This window comes from Dellaglioa sp. L3N (assembly GCF_054941095.1).
This window is the reverse complement of the sequence record NZ_CM142928.1, coordinates 551,160-568,815: the sequence shown is the minus strand read 5'-3', so window position 1 is coordinate 568,815 and position 17,656 is coordinate 551,160. Positions and strand designations below refer to the sequence as shown.

The 17,656-nt window shown below is 35.8% G+C and carries 18 protein-coding genes; 4 read left to right on the top strand and 14 right to left on the bottom strand.

Annotated elements, in window-relative coordinates:
* Positions 1-83: 83 nt before the first annotated feature.
* The 8 genes from ymfI to ACVPPR_RS02815 all read right to left on the bottom strand — a co-directional run bounded on the left by ymfI (position 84) and on the right by ACVPPR_RS02815 (position 8,410).
* Positions 84-806: an elongation factor P 5-aminopentanone reductase gene (gene ymfI / locus ACVPPR_RS02850; protein WP_462304594.1), complete on the bottom strand. Its 723-nt coding sequence runs from the start codon at positions 804-806 to the stop codon at positions 84-86.
* Positions 807-2,111, bottom strand: coding sequence for an EF-P 5-aminopentanol modification-associated protein YfmH (gene yfmH / locus ACVPPR_RS02845; protein ID WP_462304593.1), 1,305 nt, complete (start codon positions 2,109-2,111; stop codon positions 807-809).
* Positions 2,111-3,364 (bottom strand): EF-P 5-aminopentanol modification-associated protein YfmF, encoded by a 1,254-nt coding sequence (gene yfmF, locus ACVPPR_RS02840; protein ID WP_462304592.1) that lies wholly within the window; start codon positions 3,362-3,364, stop codon positions 2,111-2,113. The genes yfmH and yfmF overlap by 1 nt, the downstream gene beginning before the upstream one ends.
* 118 nt (positions 3,365-3,482) lie before the next feature.
* Entirely contained in the window at positions 3,483-5,759 is a 2,277-nt protein-coding gene (locus ACVPPR_RS02835; RefSeq protein ID WP_462297118.1) for a DNA translocase FtsK, read from the bottom strand.
* 112 nt (positions 5,760-5,871) lie between these two features.
* Positions 5,872-6,177, bottom strand: coding sequence for a DUF1033 family protein (locus tag ACVPPR_RS02830; RefSeq protein WP_462304591.1), 306 nt, complete (start codon positions 6,175-6,177; stop codon positions 5,872-5,874).
* A 120-nt stretch (positions 6,178-6,297) separates the two neighbouring features.
* Positions 6,298-6,810 carry a tRNA (uridine(34)/cytosine(34)/5-carboxymethylaminomethyluridine(34)-2'-O)-methyltransferase TrmL gene (gene trmL / locus ACVPPR_RS02825; protein WP_462297122.1) on the bottom strand — a complete coding sequence of 171 codons (513 nt, stop codon included), beginning with the start codon at positions 6,808-6,810 and terminating at the stop codon, positions 6,298-6,300.
* A gap of 196 nt (positions 6,811-7,006) precedes the next feature.
* Complete coding sequence (locus tag ACVPPR_RS02820) at positions 7,007-7,861, bottom strand: methyltransferase domain-containing protein (RefSeq protein ID WP_462304590.1); 855 nt, start codon at positions 7,859-7,861, stop codon at positions 7,007-7,009.
* Positions 7,862-7,897: 36 nt separating this feature from the next.
* The gene (locus tag ACVPPR_RS02815; protein WP_462297158.1) at positions 7,898-8,410 is read right to left on the bottom strand and encodes an aminoacyl-tRNA deacylase; all 513 of its coding nucleotides are present in this window, start codon (positions 8,408-8,410) and stop codon (positions 7,898-7,900) included.
* A 175-nt stretch (positions 8,411-8,585) separates the two neighbouring features.
* On the opposite strand from ACVPPR_RS02815, the gene guaC reads away from it, so the two are divergent.
* Positions 8,586-9,563, top strand: coding sequence for a GMP reductase (gene guaC, locus ACVPPR_RS02810; protein ID WP_462297126.1), 978 nt, complete (start codon positions 8,586-8,588; stop codon positions 9,561-9,563).
* A 31-nt stretch (positions 9,564-9,594) separates the two neighbouring features.
* Here the strand turns inward: guaC and ACVPPR_RS02805 are convergent, their stop codons facing one another.
* A complete protein-coding gene (locus ACVPPR_RS02805; protein WP_462297127.1) occupies positions 9,595-10,785 on the bottom strand; it encodes an AI-2E family transporter in 1,191 nt (396 codons plus the stop codon).
* Between the two features lie 14 nt (positions 10,786-10,799).
* Positions 10,800-11,153, bottom strand: coding sequence for a PTS glucitol/sorbitol transporter subunit IIA (locus ACVPPR_RS02800; RefSeq protein ID WP_462304589.1), 354 nt, complete (start codon positions 11,151-11,153; stop codon positions 10,800-10,802).
* Positions 11,154-11,277: 124 nt separating this feature from the next.
* Between ACVPPR_RS02800 and ACVPPR_RS02795 the strand changes: the two genes are divergently transcribed.
* Together ACVPPR_RS02795 and ACVPPR_RS02790 are read left to right on the top strand one after the other, a co-directional pair.
* Positions 11,278-12,303, top strand: coding sequence for a lactonase family protein (locus tag ACVPPR_RS02795; protein WP_462304588.1), 1,026 nt, complete (start codon positions 11,278-11,280; stop codon positions 12,301-12,303).
* 12 nt (positions 12,304-12,315) lie between these two features.
* Positions 12,316-12,954: a copper homeostasis protein CutC gene (locus ACVPPR_RS02790; RefSeq protein WP_462297130.1), complete on the top strand. Its 639-nt coding sequence runs from the start codon at positions 12,316-12,318 to the stop codon at positions 12,952-12,954.
* 60 nt (positions 12,955-13,014) lie between these two features.
* Here the strand turns inward: ACVPPR_RS02790 and mgtE are convergent, their stop codons facing one another.
* Genes mgtE through ACVPPR_RS02770 form a run of 4 tightly spaced genes read right to left on the bottom strand, consistent with a single transcriptional unit; the run spans position 13,015 to position 16,766 of the window.
* Positions 13,015-14,382, bottom strand: coding sequence for a magnesium transporter (gene mgtE / locus ACVPPR_RS02785; RefSeq protein WP_462297160.1), 1,368 nt, complete (start codon positions 14,380-14,382; stop codon positions 13,015-13,017).
* Positions 14,383-14,399: 17 nt separating this feature from the next.
* Positions 14,400-15,299 carry an RluA family pseudouridine synthase gene (locus ACVPPR_RS02780; protein ID WP_462304791.1) on the bottom strand — a complete coding sequence of 300 codons (900 nt, stop codon included), beginning with the start codon at positions 15,297-15,299 and terminating at the stop codon, positions 14,400-14,402.
* Complete coding sequence (locus tag ACVPPR_RS02775; protein WP_462297131.1) at positions 15,283-16,086, bottom strand: NAD kinase; 804 nt, start codon at positions 16,084-16,086, stop codon at positions 15,283-15,285. The genes ACVPPR_RS02780 and ACVPPR_RS02775 overlap by 17 nt, the downstream gene beginning before the upstream one ends.
* A gap of 32 nt (positions 16,087-16,118) precedes the next feature.
* On the bottom strand, positions 16,119-16,766 hold the full coding sequence (locus tag ACVPPR_RS02770) for a GTP pyrophosphokinase (protein WP_462297163.1): 648 nt from the start codon (positions 16,764-16,766) through the stop codon (positions 16,119-16,121).
* 245 nt (positions 16,767-17,011) lie between these two features.
* Between ACVPPR_RS02770 and ACVPPR_RS02765 the strand changes: the two genes are divergently transcribed.
* Positions 17,012-17,632, top strand: coding sequence for a DsbA family protein (locus ACVPPR_RS02765; RefSeq protein ID WP_462297133.1), 621 nt, complete (start codon positions 17,012-17,014; stop codon positions 17,630-17,632).
* Positions 17,633-17,656 lie beyond the last annotated feature (24 nt).

Genomic DNA, 17,656 nt, shown 5'->3' with positions numbered 1-17,656 from the left:
ATTCTCCACTTGATTTAATAGTTAACCTTCTAAATATTAGTATAACATAGTCAGTATAAGCAATTTATTAAAATTTTATTATTTTATTTCAACCATCCGCCAGAGACATAGATTGTTTGACCGGTGAGGTATCCTGCCTCTTTAGCCAACAATTGTTTTACCCAAAATCCAATTTCTTCGGGGTGAGCAAAGCGTCCCATGGGAATGTCACTTGAAATGGCTTCCCTTGCCTCTTCAGAGAATTGCTGATTCATTTTTGTATCAACCGCACCTGGTGCCACAACATTAACTGTGATCCCTAATGAAGCAACTTCCTTACTATATGCACTTGAAAAAGACGACAGCGCACCTTTGACCGTACTGTATAACACTTCCATCGGGCTACCAACGCCACCATAAATCGAACCAATAAAAACAATTCGACCAAAGTGATTTTGGGCTAACTTCGATTCCAATTGCTGAATAACTGCCAATGGTGTTTGTACTTGCATTTTCATCATTTTATCTAAATCAGCCATTGGGGCTTCATTAAATAAATGATACGAGGTTGTCCCCTCAGCAAATATTAAAGCATCAACGGAAAACAACTGCGAAGTAACGGTTTCAATATCATCCGCAGTCATGTCATATTGCAGCGTCAAAAAATCTTGCTTTGGATATTTTTGTGCGAGCTCTTGTGTCAATTTCGTCATGGCTTCTTCATTTCGATAATAATGCAACGTCAATGACCAACCAACATCAGCCAATTGTCGTGCAATCATTTGTCCAATATCACCAGACGCACCGAAAATAACTGCCCAACTCATTTATTTATCCTCTTTAGCCATAATTTGGTAAACACTCATGGCTTCAGAACGAATAAAGTCTTTAGCACCTTGTCGAACTTGATCCAACGTCATATTTTCAATAATTGGTGCTCTATCAAAGACAGTTGCATCAGCAAACAAGTCACCATCATATTGATTTGCAATACTTTCAAGCGAATTCATTGATTGAATTGATTGTCCTAACATTTCACGTTTAGCCAATTCAAACTGTTCATCAGCATCAGAAAGATAATCCGCTGCATTTTCTAAAATATGAATAATAGCATCTGATAATTTTTGTGGATCGTCAGTATCGCCACTAATGCTGGCAAAATGAAAGCCACGTTCAATTTCAAATTCATAACCAAATGAATCATCTAATATACCTTCATCATATAATTTCATATATTGCGGTGCCGTATCACCAAATAGAAGATAAAGAAGCATATGAATTGTTTCCTTATACTTCAAGCCATCACGACCTTCTGGTACGTCATCTAACCCTTTAATCCCCACGATTGTTTTAGCACGTTGGATAGTCATTTCAGCTGCACGATATGGCATAATATCCGAACCGTCAACTTGAATTTCAGGAATTGCTCGTTTAATTGATTCTGCTGCTTCTGGAAAACTTTTACGACTTTGATTAGCTTTAATTAAGGCTAATGTCTCTTCGGGATCCACATTACCAACAATAAATAAGTTCATATTGCTTGGATGATAAAAAGTTTCGTAACATTTATATAAATCATCTGCAGTAATCTTATCAATCGATTCAACGGTTCCTGCAATGTCACTACTGACAGGATGATTAGGATAAAGGTTACCCAAAATACCAAAGTATAAGCGCCAGTTAGGATCATCATCGTACATTTGAATTTCTTGTCCAATAATGCCTTTTTCTTTTTCAACCGTTTCAGGTGTGAAGTAAGGATCTTGTACAAAATCTAATAACGTTTCAATGTTTTCAGGAACATGATTAGCACTTGAGAATAAGTAGCTTGTACGTGTAAAACTCGTAAAGGCATTTGCACTAGCACCATATTCACCAAACAAATCAAAAGCATCATGATCCGCTTTTTCAAACATTTTATGTTCCAAGAAATGTGCAATACCGTCTGGCACATGCACCATGTCTTCTTCACCGATTGGAACGAAGACACTATCTACTGAACCATAATTAGTCGTAAAAATACCGTAAGTTTTATGAAATCCCTTACGAGGTAAAATATTTACTTTTAGCCCATTTTCTAACGTTTCTGTATACAATATTTCGTCAAACTGCGGATATTCTAATGATTGCATTACTTGATTTCTCCATTCAAAAAGAAGATTGCTTGTAACTTTACATCACGAGCGATGGCTTGAACGGCAGCTTTATCCACGCTATTAATGCCGTCTATCCATTCCGTTGTACTGACTTTTGTCTGTGTCAATTGATCAACCATCGATTGGTTGATTAATGCCATTTGTGAGTCAAGGCTACTTTGAAATTGATTAATCATCGTCATTTTTGTTTTATTTAATAACTCATCACTGATATCGCCAGCAATAATGTCATCTAATTGTTGTTGAACAATTTCGATAACTTTGTCTTTGTTTTGCGATTCAATCCCTGTTTGTACGGTTAAGATTCCTCTAAAAGTATCTAATGAGCTGCTTGCATAATAGGCCAAACTAGCTTTTTCACGGACATTTACAAATAATTTAGCTAATGGTGACCCACCAAAAACGCCATTAAAAATAAGGCCTGCATAATAACTGTTTTCTCTATAATAAACTGGCAATTGGTACGCCATATTTAATTTACCTTGAGTTACTGCTTGCGTTTCCGTTTTAGTCACAACTTCTTTGATTTCTTGGTGATAAAAAATAGGAATCATTTCAAATTCTCTAGGTGTAAATGGTAACAGGTTAACGGTTTCTTCAGTTTGCGCTTCATCCAATTCACCAAGCACAAAAATATCAATGCGGTTAGTTGCCAACATTTGTTTGTAATAATCAAATAAGCTTGTTGCCGTTATCTTTTCGATAGCTTCAACAGTGCCGTAACTTGGAACAGCTTGATCATTTTGGAAATAAAGTTTTTGTAATTCTAATCCAGCGTATGATTGTTTGTCATCACTAATACTTCTGATTGACATCATCAAATTTTCTTTTTGACGTTTAAATGTTTCTTCATCAAAATGACCATCTGTCACCATTGGATTAAAAATAATTTCTTTAATAAAATCAAAAATTTCTTTTAAACTATCTATTTTATGTTCTAAAAATTTATCATTTACGCCGTTAAAAATTAAACTAATAACATGGTAGTTTCCTTTTTTGCTAACGGTAATACCAAAACTTGCACCATAAAGTTCTGATAATTTTTCTGATAATTTTTGTTGAGACGGGTATTTTTCACTACTAATCTCTAATAAGTTAGCTAATAGCATACGTTCTGCTGAATTTTTTTCTGATAAAGGTGCAACAAAGTTAATCACAATTCTATTTGTTTTAAATTGATTATTTTCAATAACGGTTAAGTTAATCCCAGTTTTTAATTGTTTACGCACAAAAATGTGCCTCCTTTTAATCGGACGTTCTTCTACTATAATAATTGAAAGACTAATGAAACACAAATTTAATTATTTCGTAACAAGCTGTCTAAAATAAGCAAAAAAACTGATGACCCTAATTTGGGCTATCAGTTTCTTCGTTTATTAAAACTTTACGTGGCTTACTTCCTTCTGGTGGTCCAACAATTCCTTTAGCTTCCATCTCATCAACAATTCTAGCGGCTCGATTATAGCCAATTCTAAATCGTCTTTGTAACATAGAGACACTGCAAGATTGCTCATGTGCGACTAATTTAACAGCATCACCATATAATTCATCTTCTGAATCAGCAGATGCCCCTGAACTGGCCGTTTCTTCATCTGTCACAATCATTGTTTCATCGTATTGAGGGTCTTGTTGTTCTTTAATGAATGAAATAACACTTTCAACATCTTTATCTGAAATATACGCATCTTGTACACGGATAGGTTTGTTCATCCCCATTGGTAAGAACAGCATATCCCCACGTCCTAAGAGTTTTTCAGCCCCATTACTATCAATAATTGTTCTCGAATCAATCCCACTTGAAACAGCAAAAGCCATTCGTGATGGCACATTCGCTTTAATTAATCCCGTAATAACATCAACAGATGGCCGTTGTGTTGCCAAAATCATATGAATGCCAGCAGCTCTAGCCATTTGCGCCAAACGAATAATAGCATCTTCAACTTCATTTGAAGCAACCATCATCAAATCTGCCAATTCATCAACAATAACAACAATATAAGGTAACGTGGCCCTTTTCTGCCCGTCCTGCTCATTTTCTTGTATAATCATTTGATTATATCCTGAAATATTCCGTTGACTAGCATCCGCAAATAACTCATAACGTCTTTCCATTTCAGAAACAACTTTATGTAAAGCCCGTGATGCTTTCTTAGGATTAGTCACAACAGGCGTTAATAAATGGGGAATACCATTATAAACACCCAATTCAACTTTTTTAGGATCAATCAACATGAACTTAACCTGATTTGGTTTCGTGTTCATTAATAAACTCGTGATAATCCCGTTAATTGCGACTGATTTACCACTCCCTGTTGATCCAGCAATCAGTAAATGGGGCATTGTTGTTAAGTCTGCTGTCACTAATTGACCTGAAACATCCCGACCTAAAGGAACCTCAAGCACTTTGTCTGGTTTGGGATTCTTTTGTTGAGATTCAACAACATCCCTAAATGACACCATCGAAATTTTAGTATTGGGGACTTCAATCCCAATTAGTGCTTTACCAGGAATTGGGGCTTCAATTCGAATATCTTTAGCAGCAAGTGCCAAGGCTAAATCATCCGCCAAATTGACAATTTTGCTAACTTTCACACCAATTGCCGGATGCAATTCGTATTCGGTAACCGATGGCCCTAAACTCACACTTTTAATCTCGACGTCAACACCGAAGCTTTCAAACGTTTGTTTCAATATTTTGGTGTTTTTTTCAATTGTTTTATATTCACTACTTTGGTCTTCTTTTGGAATCTTGGTCAATAACGTTACTGGTGGCAACTGATAATCTTCATTATCATCAGCCATCCCGTTAGACACCAAAGGTTCATTATCAGATTCGACTATTTCTGAATCTGGTTCTTGTTGTGTAATAATTGGCGGTTGATCAATCGTCACTTCTGGTTCAATTTTTACTTTCTCAACTTTAGGTACCTGATCAGCTAATGGTTTTGGTTTGTCATCAACCTGATTCTCTTTTTCTTCCTGTCGTTCTTCTTTAAAATTATCAATTGCCACTTTAGTCCGGCGTAAGCCTTCTCTTGACCATGCAACAATGACATTAAAGTAACGATGTACCGTATACATGACTTCTGAAAAAGATAAATCAAAAATAATAAATAAGCCCGCTAAAATGAAAAGTGTGCTCACAATATAGGTTCCTGCTTGTGACACTAAAAAGTATGATAATTGGTATAAACTCGCCCCAATCATCCCGCCACCAACAGTTGAATTAACTGAGGACTGTTTAAAGTCAGACACAAGCGTCTGCCATGTGTATTGAATAAATTGACTATGTACAGATGAATGGCCGACAAACCAGGCTTCAAAGAAGACTAAGACGCCAATGTATAGCACAACGCCTCCCCAACTAATTCGTTTTTTAAATTTTGGTTCTTTACCCATAATCATTAAATAACTGCCATACACACCAAGAATTAATAACGCAAATTGATACGTATTTCCAACAAATAAGCGAAAGACGTTAGCGAATAAGTTCCCCAAATATCCCAGCGTTAGGACGCCAAGAATCCCAAATAATAAAAATATGACACCAATTATATTTTTAGAAAATTTGTATTGAACTGTTTTTTTGGTTGTTCTTTTTTTTGTTTTCTTTTTTTGAGCCAAAACAGTTCCTCCTTCTGTTAAAATGAATACTCAATTATACCATATCTTAGCTGGCCTACGTGGTTACCATTCAATCATTGACAGAAAAAAAGAGCTAATAACATAAGCGTTACTAACTCTCTGTTTCTGCAACTATTTCTTTACCATCTTTCACTAACAATAACCCTTGATATAATTGCAAGTCATCGCCACAATCTGAACAAAAATCTTTTTGTTCATCATCCCAAAAAGCTGTTAAATAGTGACGTTTACTTTTTTGATACTTAAATTCATCTGTAAACGTGCTCGACTGCTTTTCAAAAAATGCAACTGCATCATCCATTGAATCAAAATCAATGGTCTTTTGAATATGTGTTTTCCAATCATCGAAAAACCACCAAGGTTCATCGAATCCAAACATTGTTATTACTTGAAACAAACTAAATCACCCTCCCATTTTTACAAAATCATTATTAGCATAAACTTTTGGCCCTTTTTCTAACCCAAAATTAAGTATAGCTTATTTATGAATTTATAGTCTATAAAATGCTCAAGCTAGTTATTTCAACTTATCATTTTCATACGTATGTGTCTTATCAAGGTTTGGAAAATCTTGCTGTCTCAACGTTTCATAAATCACAATAGCAGCTGAATTAGACAAGTTTAAGGCACGAATATGTGTATCATCTTGTGGAATCCGAATAGCTTTTTCTTCGTTTTGACGCATAAAGTTTTCGGGTAGTCCCGTCGTTTCTTTACCAAATAAAAAGTAGTAATCTTTATTCACATCAGAATAATCAACTTGTGAATAAGTTTGTGGCGCAAATTTAGAAACCAAAAAAAGTTGTTTTTGATCTGGAACAGATGCCAAAAAATCCTGTAAGTTTTTATGGTACGTTATTTTCACTTTATCCCAATAATCTAAGCCTGCACGTTTTAAATATTTGTCGTCAGTTGAAAATCCTAGGGGTTCAATTAAATGTAGTTCAGTATCTGTTCCAGCACAAGTTCTCGCAATATTTCCTGTATTAGCAGGCATAAGTGGTTCAAAGAGCGCAATATGATTCGTCAAAATTAACATCCTTCCAAAAGGTTTTATTATTTTTAGGCAACAAAAAAACGCATCATTTCGGTGTGGGCACGGCGAAAAGATACGTTAATGAAGACCAATTTCCAGGAACTGACAACATCGTCGACAATTCCTAAACAACCGAATTCGTATATTCATAATAACACAGCATTTTTTACGTTACAACACCTAGTCTGACTTATTTTTTACGATATTTCAATAAGGTGACATCAACCGTAATTTGTTTCAAAGGATTTTCTTTTGCTTTAGCTTGATTATCTGATGTAGCACCCCAATGTAACGGCGTCATTTCAAGTAAAGCTGGAAATAAACCTTCCGGAATATCAAATTGATAGCTAATTGTGATTTGTTCAGAATCAGGATAATTTTCTTTAAATAGATTCAAAACTTTTTCGTTACTGTAACTTCTATTATGACTTTCTTCGTTATATAAAAGTTCACGTAACTCAACTAAATAATTTGAATTTGGGATGATTTTTAATAATTGTCCATCATCTTTCAAGACACGATCAAATTCCGCATAGGCAGACGGTGAAAAGATATCAATAATTGTCGAAAATGACTGATTATTAAATGGTAATTTTGCCAAATCAGCAATGCAATAAAAAGCGTCTGTCTCTTGCTGCGTGGCATAATTAATCGCATCTTTTGAAATATCAAATCCAACGTAAGTATCTTCCGCATTTTGACGGGTCACTTCAATATCGTGAAGTGGCGTCCCCTCTCCACAGCCTACATCCATGATTGTTTCTTTCTCATCAGAAAGTTGTTCAAGAATTTTGTCAGTGATTGGCCTAAATAACCCAGCCTGTAATAACTGTCGTCTTGCTAACCACATATCTAATTCATAATCACTTTTAACCCCATGATTCAAGAAAAAAAGGGTTCCTTTTTTTGATAGATCAATCTGGTGATTTTCAGGACAAAACATCGTCTGTCCCTCTACTTTGTTATAAGGTTGTAAGCAAACGGGACATCTAAACAACGCGATTTTATTTTTTAAAAAAACGGCACTTTTCTCAATTTTTTTCAATATACACTTATTCCTTTTTATCGTTTTAATAGCTACTTATTTTTCAATATTAATGTACTGACCTTTAACTAAAGCCACAAGTTCTTCACGTTTTACGCCAACAGACCGGCCGACTTTACCAGCTGAAACCCATATTTTATCAAATTCCTGAATACGTTCATCAAAATAGATAGGAAATCCTTTTCGGACATTAATGCCAATTGGGGTATTCGCACCATGGACATAGCCCGTAATATTAATTAGATTTTTATTGTCCGCTAAGTGTAATTGCTTTTCATTCAATTCACGCGCAACCAATTTCAAATCAATCTCAAACGTAATCGGTAAACAGACAACCACGTAATCTTTGTCGCCCTTACTTCCTTGTAAAACAATTGTTTTTAAAATACTGCGTTCATCGGTGCCAAGTTCTTTAGCTTCTTTACTTGAATCCATTTGTCGACCACCCAAGAAATCAAAAGTATAACTCTCAAATTCAATATGGTGTTGATCTAAAATACGTTCATCATTTGTTTTTTTTACTTTTTCTTTTTTTACGATGATAATCACTCCCAAAATAATTATAGCACGCCACCTATTATTTCACGTATTCTTATTTAATTTTCGATTAATTTCGTAAATAGGTTGACTTACGTCCCTCAATAGCGTAAATTATCCTTTGGTTACTGATATTAATTTAAAAATATAAAAAATAGTTCGTGTTTATAAGAAATGAGGAGACATTATGCCAGTTTTTGATTATGAAGATATTCAGCTTGTCCCTAATAAATGTATCGTTAACAGCCGTTCTGAGGTCGACACGTCTGTCCAATTCGGCCCTCGTCGTTTTAAATTGCCTGTTGTACCTGCAAATATGCAGACCATTATTGATGAACCATTGGCAGAATGGTTAGCAGCAAATGACTACTTCTACGTCATGCACCGTTTCGATGAAGCCAGTCGCCTACCCTTTGTTAAAAAAATGCACGAAAAAGGTTTATTTGCTTCTATCAGTGTCGGGGTTAAACCTAGAGAATGGCAATTGATTGAAGAACTTGCTGAAGCTAAGTTAATTCCAGAATATATTACAATTGATGTGGCACATGGTCACGCACAAAGTGTTATTGATTTAATCCACCATATTAAAAAATGGCTACCAGAATCATTCTTAATCGCTGGGAACGTCGGAACACCAGAAGGCGTTAGAGAACTTGAAAATGCCGGTGCTGATGCCACTAAAGTCGGCATTGGACCTGGAAAAGTCTGCATTACTAAAATTAAAACTGGCTTTGGTACTGGGGGTTGGCAATTAGCTGCTCTCCGCTTATGTGCTAAGGCAGCCAGTAAACCCATTATCACGGATGGTGGGATAAGAACACATGGCGATATCGCTAAATCAGTTAGATTCGGTGCTTCAATGTGTATGATTGGTTCACTCTTCGCTGGTCACAAACAAAGTCCTGGTGAGTTAATTGAAAAAGACGGTCATTTATTCAAAAGTTATTTTGGTTCAGCTTCTGAATACCAAAAAGGCAGTCACACGAACGTTGAAGGTAAAAAAATGTTGGTGCCTTTCAAAGGTGATATCCACGAAACTTTAATCGAAATGCAACAAGATTTACAATCTTCAATTTCTTATGCCGGTGGAAACAAACTTTCCGCTCTTGAAAAAGTTGATTATGTTATCGTTAAAAATTCAATTTTTAATGGCGACACATTATAAACCAAAAAAAGTTAGACAAAATAAAATTTGTCTAACTTTTTTCTTTATCTTCATTTGTTTTTGTAGATTCTGATTCAACATATAAGCCAGAATTTTCTTTATACGATGCAAAAAGTCGTGTCACAATAACTTTAAGAATCGCATATCCGGGGATTCCAAAAATGACCCCAACTAACCCAAAAACACGTCCAGATCCCAATAGAACAATTAAAATGGTCACAGGATGAATCGCCAAGCTACTACCCAAAATTAATGGTGAAATTAATCTTGCCTCAATAGTTTGCTCAATAGCAAAGACAATAATAACTTTCACTAGCATAATCGGTGACACTACTGCAGCAATCACAAGTGCTGGGACCATCGCTAAAAATGAACCCAAATAAGGAATTAAATTTAAGAATCCCGCTAAAATACCTAACGTTAAAGCAAATTTAAGTCCAACAACTGAGAATCCAATTACAAATAACACAGCTACAAAGAAAGCAACCGTTAATTGACCTCGGATATATTGACTCACTTGTAAATTAATTTCATCTAATAAGTCGATGGTTGCTTTTCGATACCTAACTGGAAAAAACTTCGCTAAATAACCAGGCAACTGATGACCATCTTTTAATAAATAGAACAAGATAAAAGGTGCTGTCACCAATCCAATAATGAACGTTGTCACAGTTCCAACGACACTACCTAACGAACCAACAGTTGAACTAACAACTGAACTGGCTTTTTTAGAAATGGTTCCCACAATATCTGCATTTATCTTTTCAATTGAATTTTTAATCGTATCGAATAAAGACGACGACATAATCGTATTGGTTTGATGAGTAATATTTGACCAATAAGTTGGCCAATTTTTAATAATACTCATTGTTTGCGTCTGAACAGCTGGGATTAAAACCACAATCCCCCATGCCAAAAGTCCAGCCATGACTAGAAAAATGAGCGTAATCAGCAAACTCCGATTCATTTTAAAATGTGCTTCACAAAAATCAATTAGCGGTGAAAGCAAATAGTATAAGACACCGGCTAACACAATTGGAAAACCGACAATACTTAGTAACTCACCAACCGGCGCAAAAATCCAAGCGACCTTTGCCAACATAAAGATAATCAACAAACTTAATAAAATAATTGATAGAACACTAACCGTCTTATTATTGACAACCCATTTCCAAAACCATGAGTGTTGTGCGGTCGATTTGTTATTTTCATTTGGGAGCATTCAAATCTACTCCTTTATTTATATGTGATTGTACTACCAACTTTAAAATCTGGTAATACGTGCGGTGTTAAATAAATACCGTTAGGTTGTGGATGTTCCGGAATAGCCATAAAGAATAATGTGGCATGACCAACTGATTTAAAATTGCTATCAACTAGTTCTCCAGCAAAATCTATCTTGTAAGTCTGATCATCAATCTGCATCTCATCCCCCGTTTTTGGCGAACTCATTTCTTGACCCACTTCAAACGATTGGATCACGGAGACTTGTCTTAAATCATCTGTTGCACTCTGATTAAAAAGAATAACAATAGGTTCCTTCTTCGAGATGGCATCTTTTCCAATTTCTTCAATTCTTGCTTTAATCATAATCTATCGTCTCCTTATCCCTTTTAGTTAACTACAATTATAGCATAGTCCCTCGTATAAATAATAACGTTTACAAAGAAATATGATATAATATTGACAATATAATAAGGAGGTTTTTGTAACTATGAAAGAATCAATTCTATTTGGTACCTATACAAAAAAAACAAGTACTGGTATCTACCGTGCACAATTAGATACCGTTGAAAAACAAGTTTCTAACGTGACACCTTACATTAAAGTTGATAATCCAACTTATCTCACAATATCTGATAAGAACACTTTATACACCGTTTCAAAAAGAGCTGGTTTAGGTGGTCTTTCTGCCTTTAACCTTGCGTCAGATGAACCAGTCTTTTTAAATGACGTTTCAGCTGAAGGTGCCCCACCTGCTTATGTTGCTGTTGATAATGCACGTCAATTAGTTTACAGTTCAAACTACCATAAAGGCCTTATTTCAATTTCTAAAATTGAAGCTGATGGCTCACTGTCACTCATTAGTGAAACGGCAAATGAAGGTCATGGTCCAAAACCTGAACAAACAAGTTCCCACATTCACTTCACTGATTTAACACCAGATAATCGTTTAGTTGTTTGTGATCTTGGAACTGACCAAGTGTTAACTTTTGACGTTACAGATAATGGTGCTATCAAACAAGTGGCAGAGTATCGCTCAGAACCTGGTTTTGGTTCTCGTCATATTGTTTTCCATAAAAATGGTCAATTAGCCTACTTAGCTGGTGAACTTTCAAGTGAAGTTTCATTACTTAGTTACAACCAAGAAGATGGCTCATTTAAAGAAATTCAAACATTATCTTCTATCCCTGCTGACTGGGATGCCCATAATGGCATTGCTGCTATCCGTATTTCTAAAGATAGCCGTTTCTTATATGTATCTAATCGTGGAAACAACTCAATTGCTTGTTATTCACTTGCCGATGATGGCAAAATGACCCTTATCCAATTGATTTCAACTGAAGGAGATTTCCCTCGTGATTTCAGTTTGAACAAGTCGGAACAATTTTTGGTTGTTGCCAACCAAAATACTGATAATGCAACTCTATTTGAACGTGATGCCGCATCTGGTATGTTAACTTTAATTCAAAAAGAGATTGCCGTTCCAGAATCAGTTTGCGTTTATTTTGAAAATTAGGAGAAATTAAATTTGTTAATTAAAGAAGTTGCAGTTGAAAATTTTACCGATATTCCAAAACAATTTGCTGCCGGAGCTAACCGCTTTGAGCTTTGTGATAATCTTGCTGTTGGTGGTACAACCGTCAGTAAAGGGGTTATGTCAGAGGCAATGCACTATGCTCAGGATAATCAAATACCCGTCATGGCAATGATTCGTCCTCGTGGTGGCAATTTTGTCTACAACGACACTGAGTTGAAAATAATGGAAGCCGATTTATTTCAGGCACAACAACTTGGCGTTGATGGTGTTGTCTTCGGTGCATTAACTCCCGATAACCAATTAGATATCGACGCAATGGAATTTTTAATTGCGGCAAGTGGCGGGATGCAAATCACCTTCCACATGGCTTTCGATGAAATTCCAAATGAATCACAACTCAATGCATTAGCTTGGTTAGCCGAACATGATATTGATCGTGTCTTAACTCACGGTGGCTCACTTGATAAGCCCATTGAAGAAACATTACCTCATCTACAAGAAATTATTGATTGGTCAAACGGTCTCATTAAAATTATCCCAGGTGGTGGTATTACCACTGATAATGTTGAGGCAATTGCTGATAAATTAAATGTTAAAGAACTTCACGGTACAAAAATTGTTTTAAAATAGCATGTTAAAAAGGTTCCAACACTTCAAATTTGAAGTTGCTGGAACCTTTTTAATACCTAATTAACTGGCGATAAAAAACTTTAAGAAGACTTGTGCAATACTAAAATAAATCAGAACAGACGTTAAATCACTCAATGTTGAGATAAAGGGGCCAGACGCAACAGCTGGATCAACCCCAATTTTATCCATTAAAATCGGAATAAAGCTCCCTGCTAAATTAGCAACGGTAATTGCACACATCATAGCGAGTCCAATTACCATCCCCAAAACAAAGTTACCTTTCCAAATACCAACAATTAAAGTAACCGCGATTCCTGTCACTACACCTATCACTAGTCCAGTGAAAACTTCACTGACAATAAGTCGCAATAAACTTTGTTCTTCATCATCTTTCACAGCCAAACGACGAACGGCAACAGCTAGACTTTGTGTCCCGGCGTTTCCGGCCGTCCCTGTGATTAATGAAATAAAAACGGCTAAAATACTTGCCTCGCTCAGTAATCCTTCAAAATGACTAACCAAACTTGCCGTTGACATCCCTAAGAATAACAACGTTATCAACCATGGTAACCGTTTTGACGCTGCTTTAAATGGGTTTTCTGTTTGTTCTTCAGTATCAACACCGGCCAAACCAGAGTAATCTTCAGCCGATTCTTCATCAATAACATCAATAATATCATCAACTGTTATGACCCCAATTAATTGCTCATCGTAATTTGTCACTGGCATTGCCAAAAAGTTATAATCACGAATCATCTTGGCAACATCCTCTTGATCGTCATCTGCTTTAACAGACATAACCGGTGTCGTCATAATATCACCAATTAACGCATCTTCATCACTCGTCAATAAATTACGTAAGGTCACAATTCCCATCAATCGTTGATCATCATTAACCACATAATCATAGTAAATGGTTTCCGCTTTGCTCGCTTCTTCTCTCAAAACGTGCATCGCCGAATTAACCGTTTGGTTAGACACAATTGACGCAAAATCAGTCGACATAATAGCCCCGGCTGTCTTATCTTCATAATGCAGTAAGCCTTTGATTTCATTAGCCTTATCTTTATCCATCAAGCCTAAATATCTAGCTAATTTATGCTTATCTAATTGCCCCAATAAATCGACTTCATTATCGGTATACATATTATCTAGCAACTCAGCCACGTATTTTAAGGGCATCTCATCGAAATATTTAACAACTTCTTCTGGGTCATCTTCGATAGCATCAAACGTATCACTTAATTCCTTAGGGGTTAAATAATGATAGATTTTTTGTCGTTGCTCTTTATCAAGCATTGTAAAAATTTCAGCTTGCTCATAAACATGCAAATCTGTAAATTCATTACGAAAATTATATTGCTGATTTTTTTTAAGTGACTCAATAATTTCTTCAGTTTTTATTTGGTTATATGCTTCTGTATCCACCATAATGAATACCTCGTTTATTTTTTATTTATAAATTTTTGCATGTCTAATGCGAGTGAGCTCTGAACCTTTACCAGCTTATGCGTAAAGGGATGATAAAACTCAATTTCACTACAATGCAATGCTTGTCGTTGCATTGGCATAGTAATATGCCCACCATATAAGGTATCGCCGACTAACGGGTGTCCTACTGACGCAAAATGAACACGAATTTGGTGGGTTCTTCCCGTATGCAATTGGATTTTATATTGTCCAATAGTTTGATTAGTCTTCTCCAACCAGTATTCAGTCGAAGCCGTTTGACTCTCTTCCCCGTGACCAACTTGTCGTTTAATAAAGGACTCTGGATCACGTTGAATTGGCCCATCAATAATCCCATGCTTGTACTCTAATTGCCCTTCAACAAATGCCGTATAGAACTTTTTAATTTGGTGATTCTGTAATTGCTGATCCAGTAAAGCATGCGCAAATCGATGCTTCGCAAATAGTACCAAGCCACTTGTATCACGATCAAGGCGCGTCGCAATATGTGGCACAAACTCATTTAGGTGTCGATTCTGATAATAACCTGCAACCCGATTAATCAACGTATCCTCTGAATGTAAGAATGATGGAATTGACGCGACATGGGCTGGTTTATTAAGAATCAAGAAATCGCGATCTTCAAATACGACATCAATTGGAACAAATGATTTTTTCAATTCATTTTTATTTTTTTCAGCTGGTAACACAATACTGACTTTATCATTTGTCTGAATAAAATCGATTGCCCACTGCTCATTATCGTTAACTAACAGCTTGCCGCCACGATATTTTAGCGTCGCCAATAAACGTCTAGACACACCTTCACTTTTCAAAAACGTCTTGACTTTTTGTGGAGATGTCCCCGTGTATTGCCAATCAATCTGCATAATCACTGCCAATGAATGCTTCGTTCACACGTTTCCAAAAATCATTGTGTCGGTATTTAGCAAAATAGATTCGTTCCTTGGCTATTTTATATTTAATTGCCTTAATTTGTCTATTATGATAAATTTCTTGGTCAATACTGAAAACAAAGTCACTACTTTGAGTTGGTTTAAGGGTAATCCAATCATTTGATGCCACAATAACGGGGGAACTCAGCGTTCTGAACACGCGGTTATTGATAGAAGCAATTTCTGCCATTTGAAGAGATTCTAGTCTTGGGTGAATCACCGCTCCACCAACCGATTTATTGTAAGCCGTTGACCCAGTTGGTGTCGAGATACATAAGCCATCTCCACGGAATTTTTCAAATAACTGGCCACCAATATAGACGTCCGTTACCATCGTATTATTAATCCGCTTTAATGTGGATTCGTTCAAAGCCAGAAATTTTTCTGATTGCGCATCAAAATAGTCCACTTTAACATCTAACAGTGGATAACTAATGGCTTGTTTATTATCTGATTGTAAACTAATAACTAAATCATCAATTTCATCATCTCGCCAATCTGTATAAAAGCCTAGATGGCCTGTATGTACACCCACAAATCTGATATTTTCAAGATTTTGTTGGTAATGTCTGAAGGCGGACAGGAGCGTCCCATCTCCACCAACTGTTATCACAATATCAGGATTATCATTATCGATTGGCACGTGTGCATCTGTTAGTTTTTGGTAAAGCTCTTGCCCAACCGTTTGCGATTTTTTCCCATCATTTTCAAAAATAGCAACTTTCATCTATACCCCTCTTTTCTGACACACTTAGCTCACTATTTATCTTCTTGCTCTTGATTCTTGTTCAGGCCTTTACCATAAAATAAATGTTGTGCTTCTTGAATTTCTTCTCTAATTTCAGACATTTCAGTATCTAATTTAAAAGCGGCCTCTGCTGCTCGTTCCAAGCGTGCATTCAATTGGATTGGGAATTCTCCCTGATATTTATAATTTAAAGAATGTTCAATGGTTGCCCAAAAATTCATAGCTAATGTTCGAATTTGAATTTCAACTAAGACATTTTTTTCACCATTAATCATTTGAACTGGGTACTTAAGTACCACATGGTATGAGCGGTAACCACTCGCTTTTTTGTTCGTGATATAATCACGCTCTTCTACAACAGTCATATCATTTCGCGCACGTAATAAATCGACAACTTGATAAATATCGTCAACAAATTGACACATAATTCGAATCCCTGCAATATCTTGCATATCCGTTTCAAGACGTTCTTCAGAAATTTGACGGCGTTCAATTTTTTCTAGAATACTATCAACTGTTTTAACCCGACTTGTCACGAATTCAATTGGTGAATGTTGACCAATGCCAGTAAACTGTTTTCGCAGTCCACGCATTTTAATTTTCATTTCTGAAACGGCCTGTTCATAAGGTCTAAAGAAATATTTCCAATCTTCTACCATTTTCATCACTCTATTCTATTTATCAATTTACTCATTTCATTTTAGCATAATTCAAGCAATCGGGACGAATTTGACCTCACAATATTAAAAAACAATGAATGAATGATCCGTAATAAGTGTTTATAATTGAAAAAAAAATATATATTGGTAAAGTAAGAATAGTTATTAAAACGGAAACAGACAGAACCCCACCCCACACTCGACAAAAAATTTTAAATTTAATCAATTAATTTGGAGGAATACTCTTGTTAGAAATCTATTTATTTGTTAACCCGTTAGGTACAAAATGTTTCAAATCTGAACAAAAAGTTTTGGATTATATTAATGTTTCCTCGAAAGAGGTCTCTTTCCAATTTATCCCTATGTTGAATATGCAAACAATTAACAATGTTATGGTTGAAAAAAATCTCGATACACGTGACTTAGCACTTCGTAATGACTTATTTGAATCTATTTATCAAGCTACACTCAATTACAAAGCCGCTCTTTTTCAAGGTAAGAAACGGGGTCGTGCCTTCCTAATGACTATTCAAGAATCCATAGTTCAAGATAATAACTGTTATTCAGAAGAACTTGTTCGCCAAGTTGCCGATGAAGTTGGTCTAAATTGGGATATGTTTGCCGAAGATCGTTATTCTGATTTAGCCAAACAATCATTTAAAAATGATCAAAAAATGGCTAATGAAATGAATGTTACCATGCATCCCACCATTGTTATCAACAATATCGATGGCCTTGATTGTGGCGTTTCATTTCCAGATGCCGACTTAGTCACTATCTCAGATGTTTGTAACGGTCATTTCAATACGCAAAATGGCTTACAACAAAATAATGTCGCACCATCAAATCAATTACGTGTCCTATAACAAAAACAGACGTTGCCTAGTTTA

Excerpts from the sequence above, each read along its gene's own strand:
- ACVPPR_RS02795 (WP_462304588.1), top strand. The coding sequence starts at position 11,278 with ATGAAAGAATCAATTCTATTTGGTACCTATACAAAAAAAACAAGTACT.
- guaC (WP_462297126.1), top strand. The coding sequence starts at position 8,586 with ATGCCAGTTTTTGATTATGAAGATATTCAGCTTGTCCCTAATAAATGT.
- ACVPPR_RS02775 (WP_462297131.1), bottom strand. The coding sequence starts at position 16,086 with ATGAAAGTTGCTATTTTTGAAAATGATGGGAAAAAATCGCAAACGGTT.
- ACVPPR_RS02770 (WP_462297163.1), bottom strand. The coding sequence starts at position 16,766 with ATGGTAGAAGATTGGAAATATTTCTTTAGACCTTATGAACAGGCCGTT.
- ymfI (WP_462304594.1), bottom strand. The coding sequence starts at position 806 with ATGAGTTGGGCAGTTATTTTCGGTGCGTCTGGTGATATTGGACAAATG.
- ACVPPR_RS02805 (WP_462297127.1), bottom strand. The coding sequence starts at position 10,785 with ATGCTCCCAAATGAAAATAACAAATCGACCGCACAACACTCATGGTTT.
- ACVPPR_RS02800 (WP_462304589.1), bottom strand. The coding sequence starts at position 11,153 with ATGATTAAAGCAAGAATTGAAGAAATTGGAAAAGATGCCATCTCGAAG.
- yfmH (WP_462304593.1), bottom strand. The coding sequence starts at position 2,111 with ATGCAATCATTAGAATATCCGCAGTTTGACGAAATATTGTATACAGAA.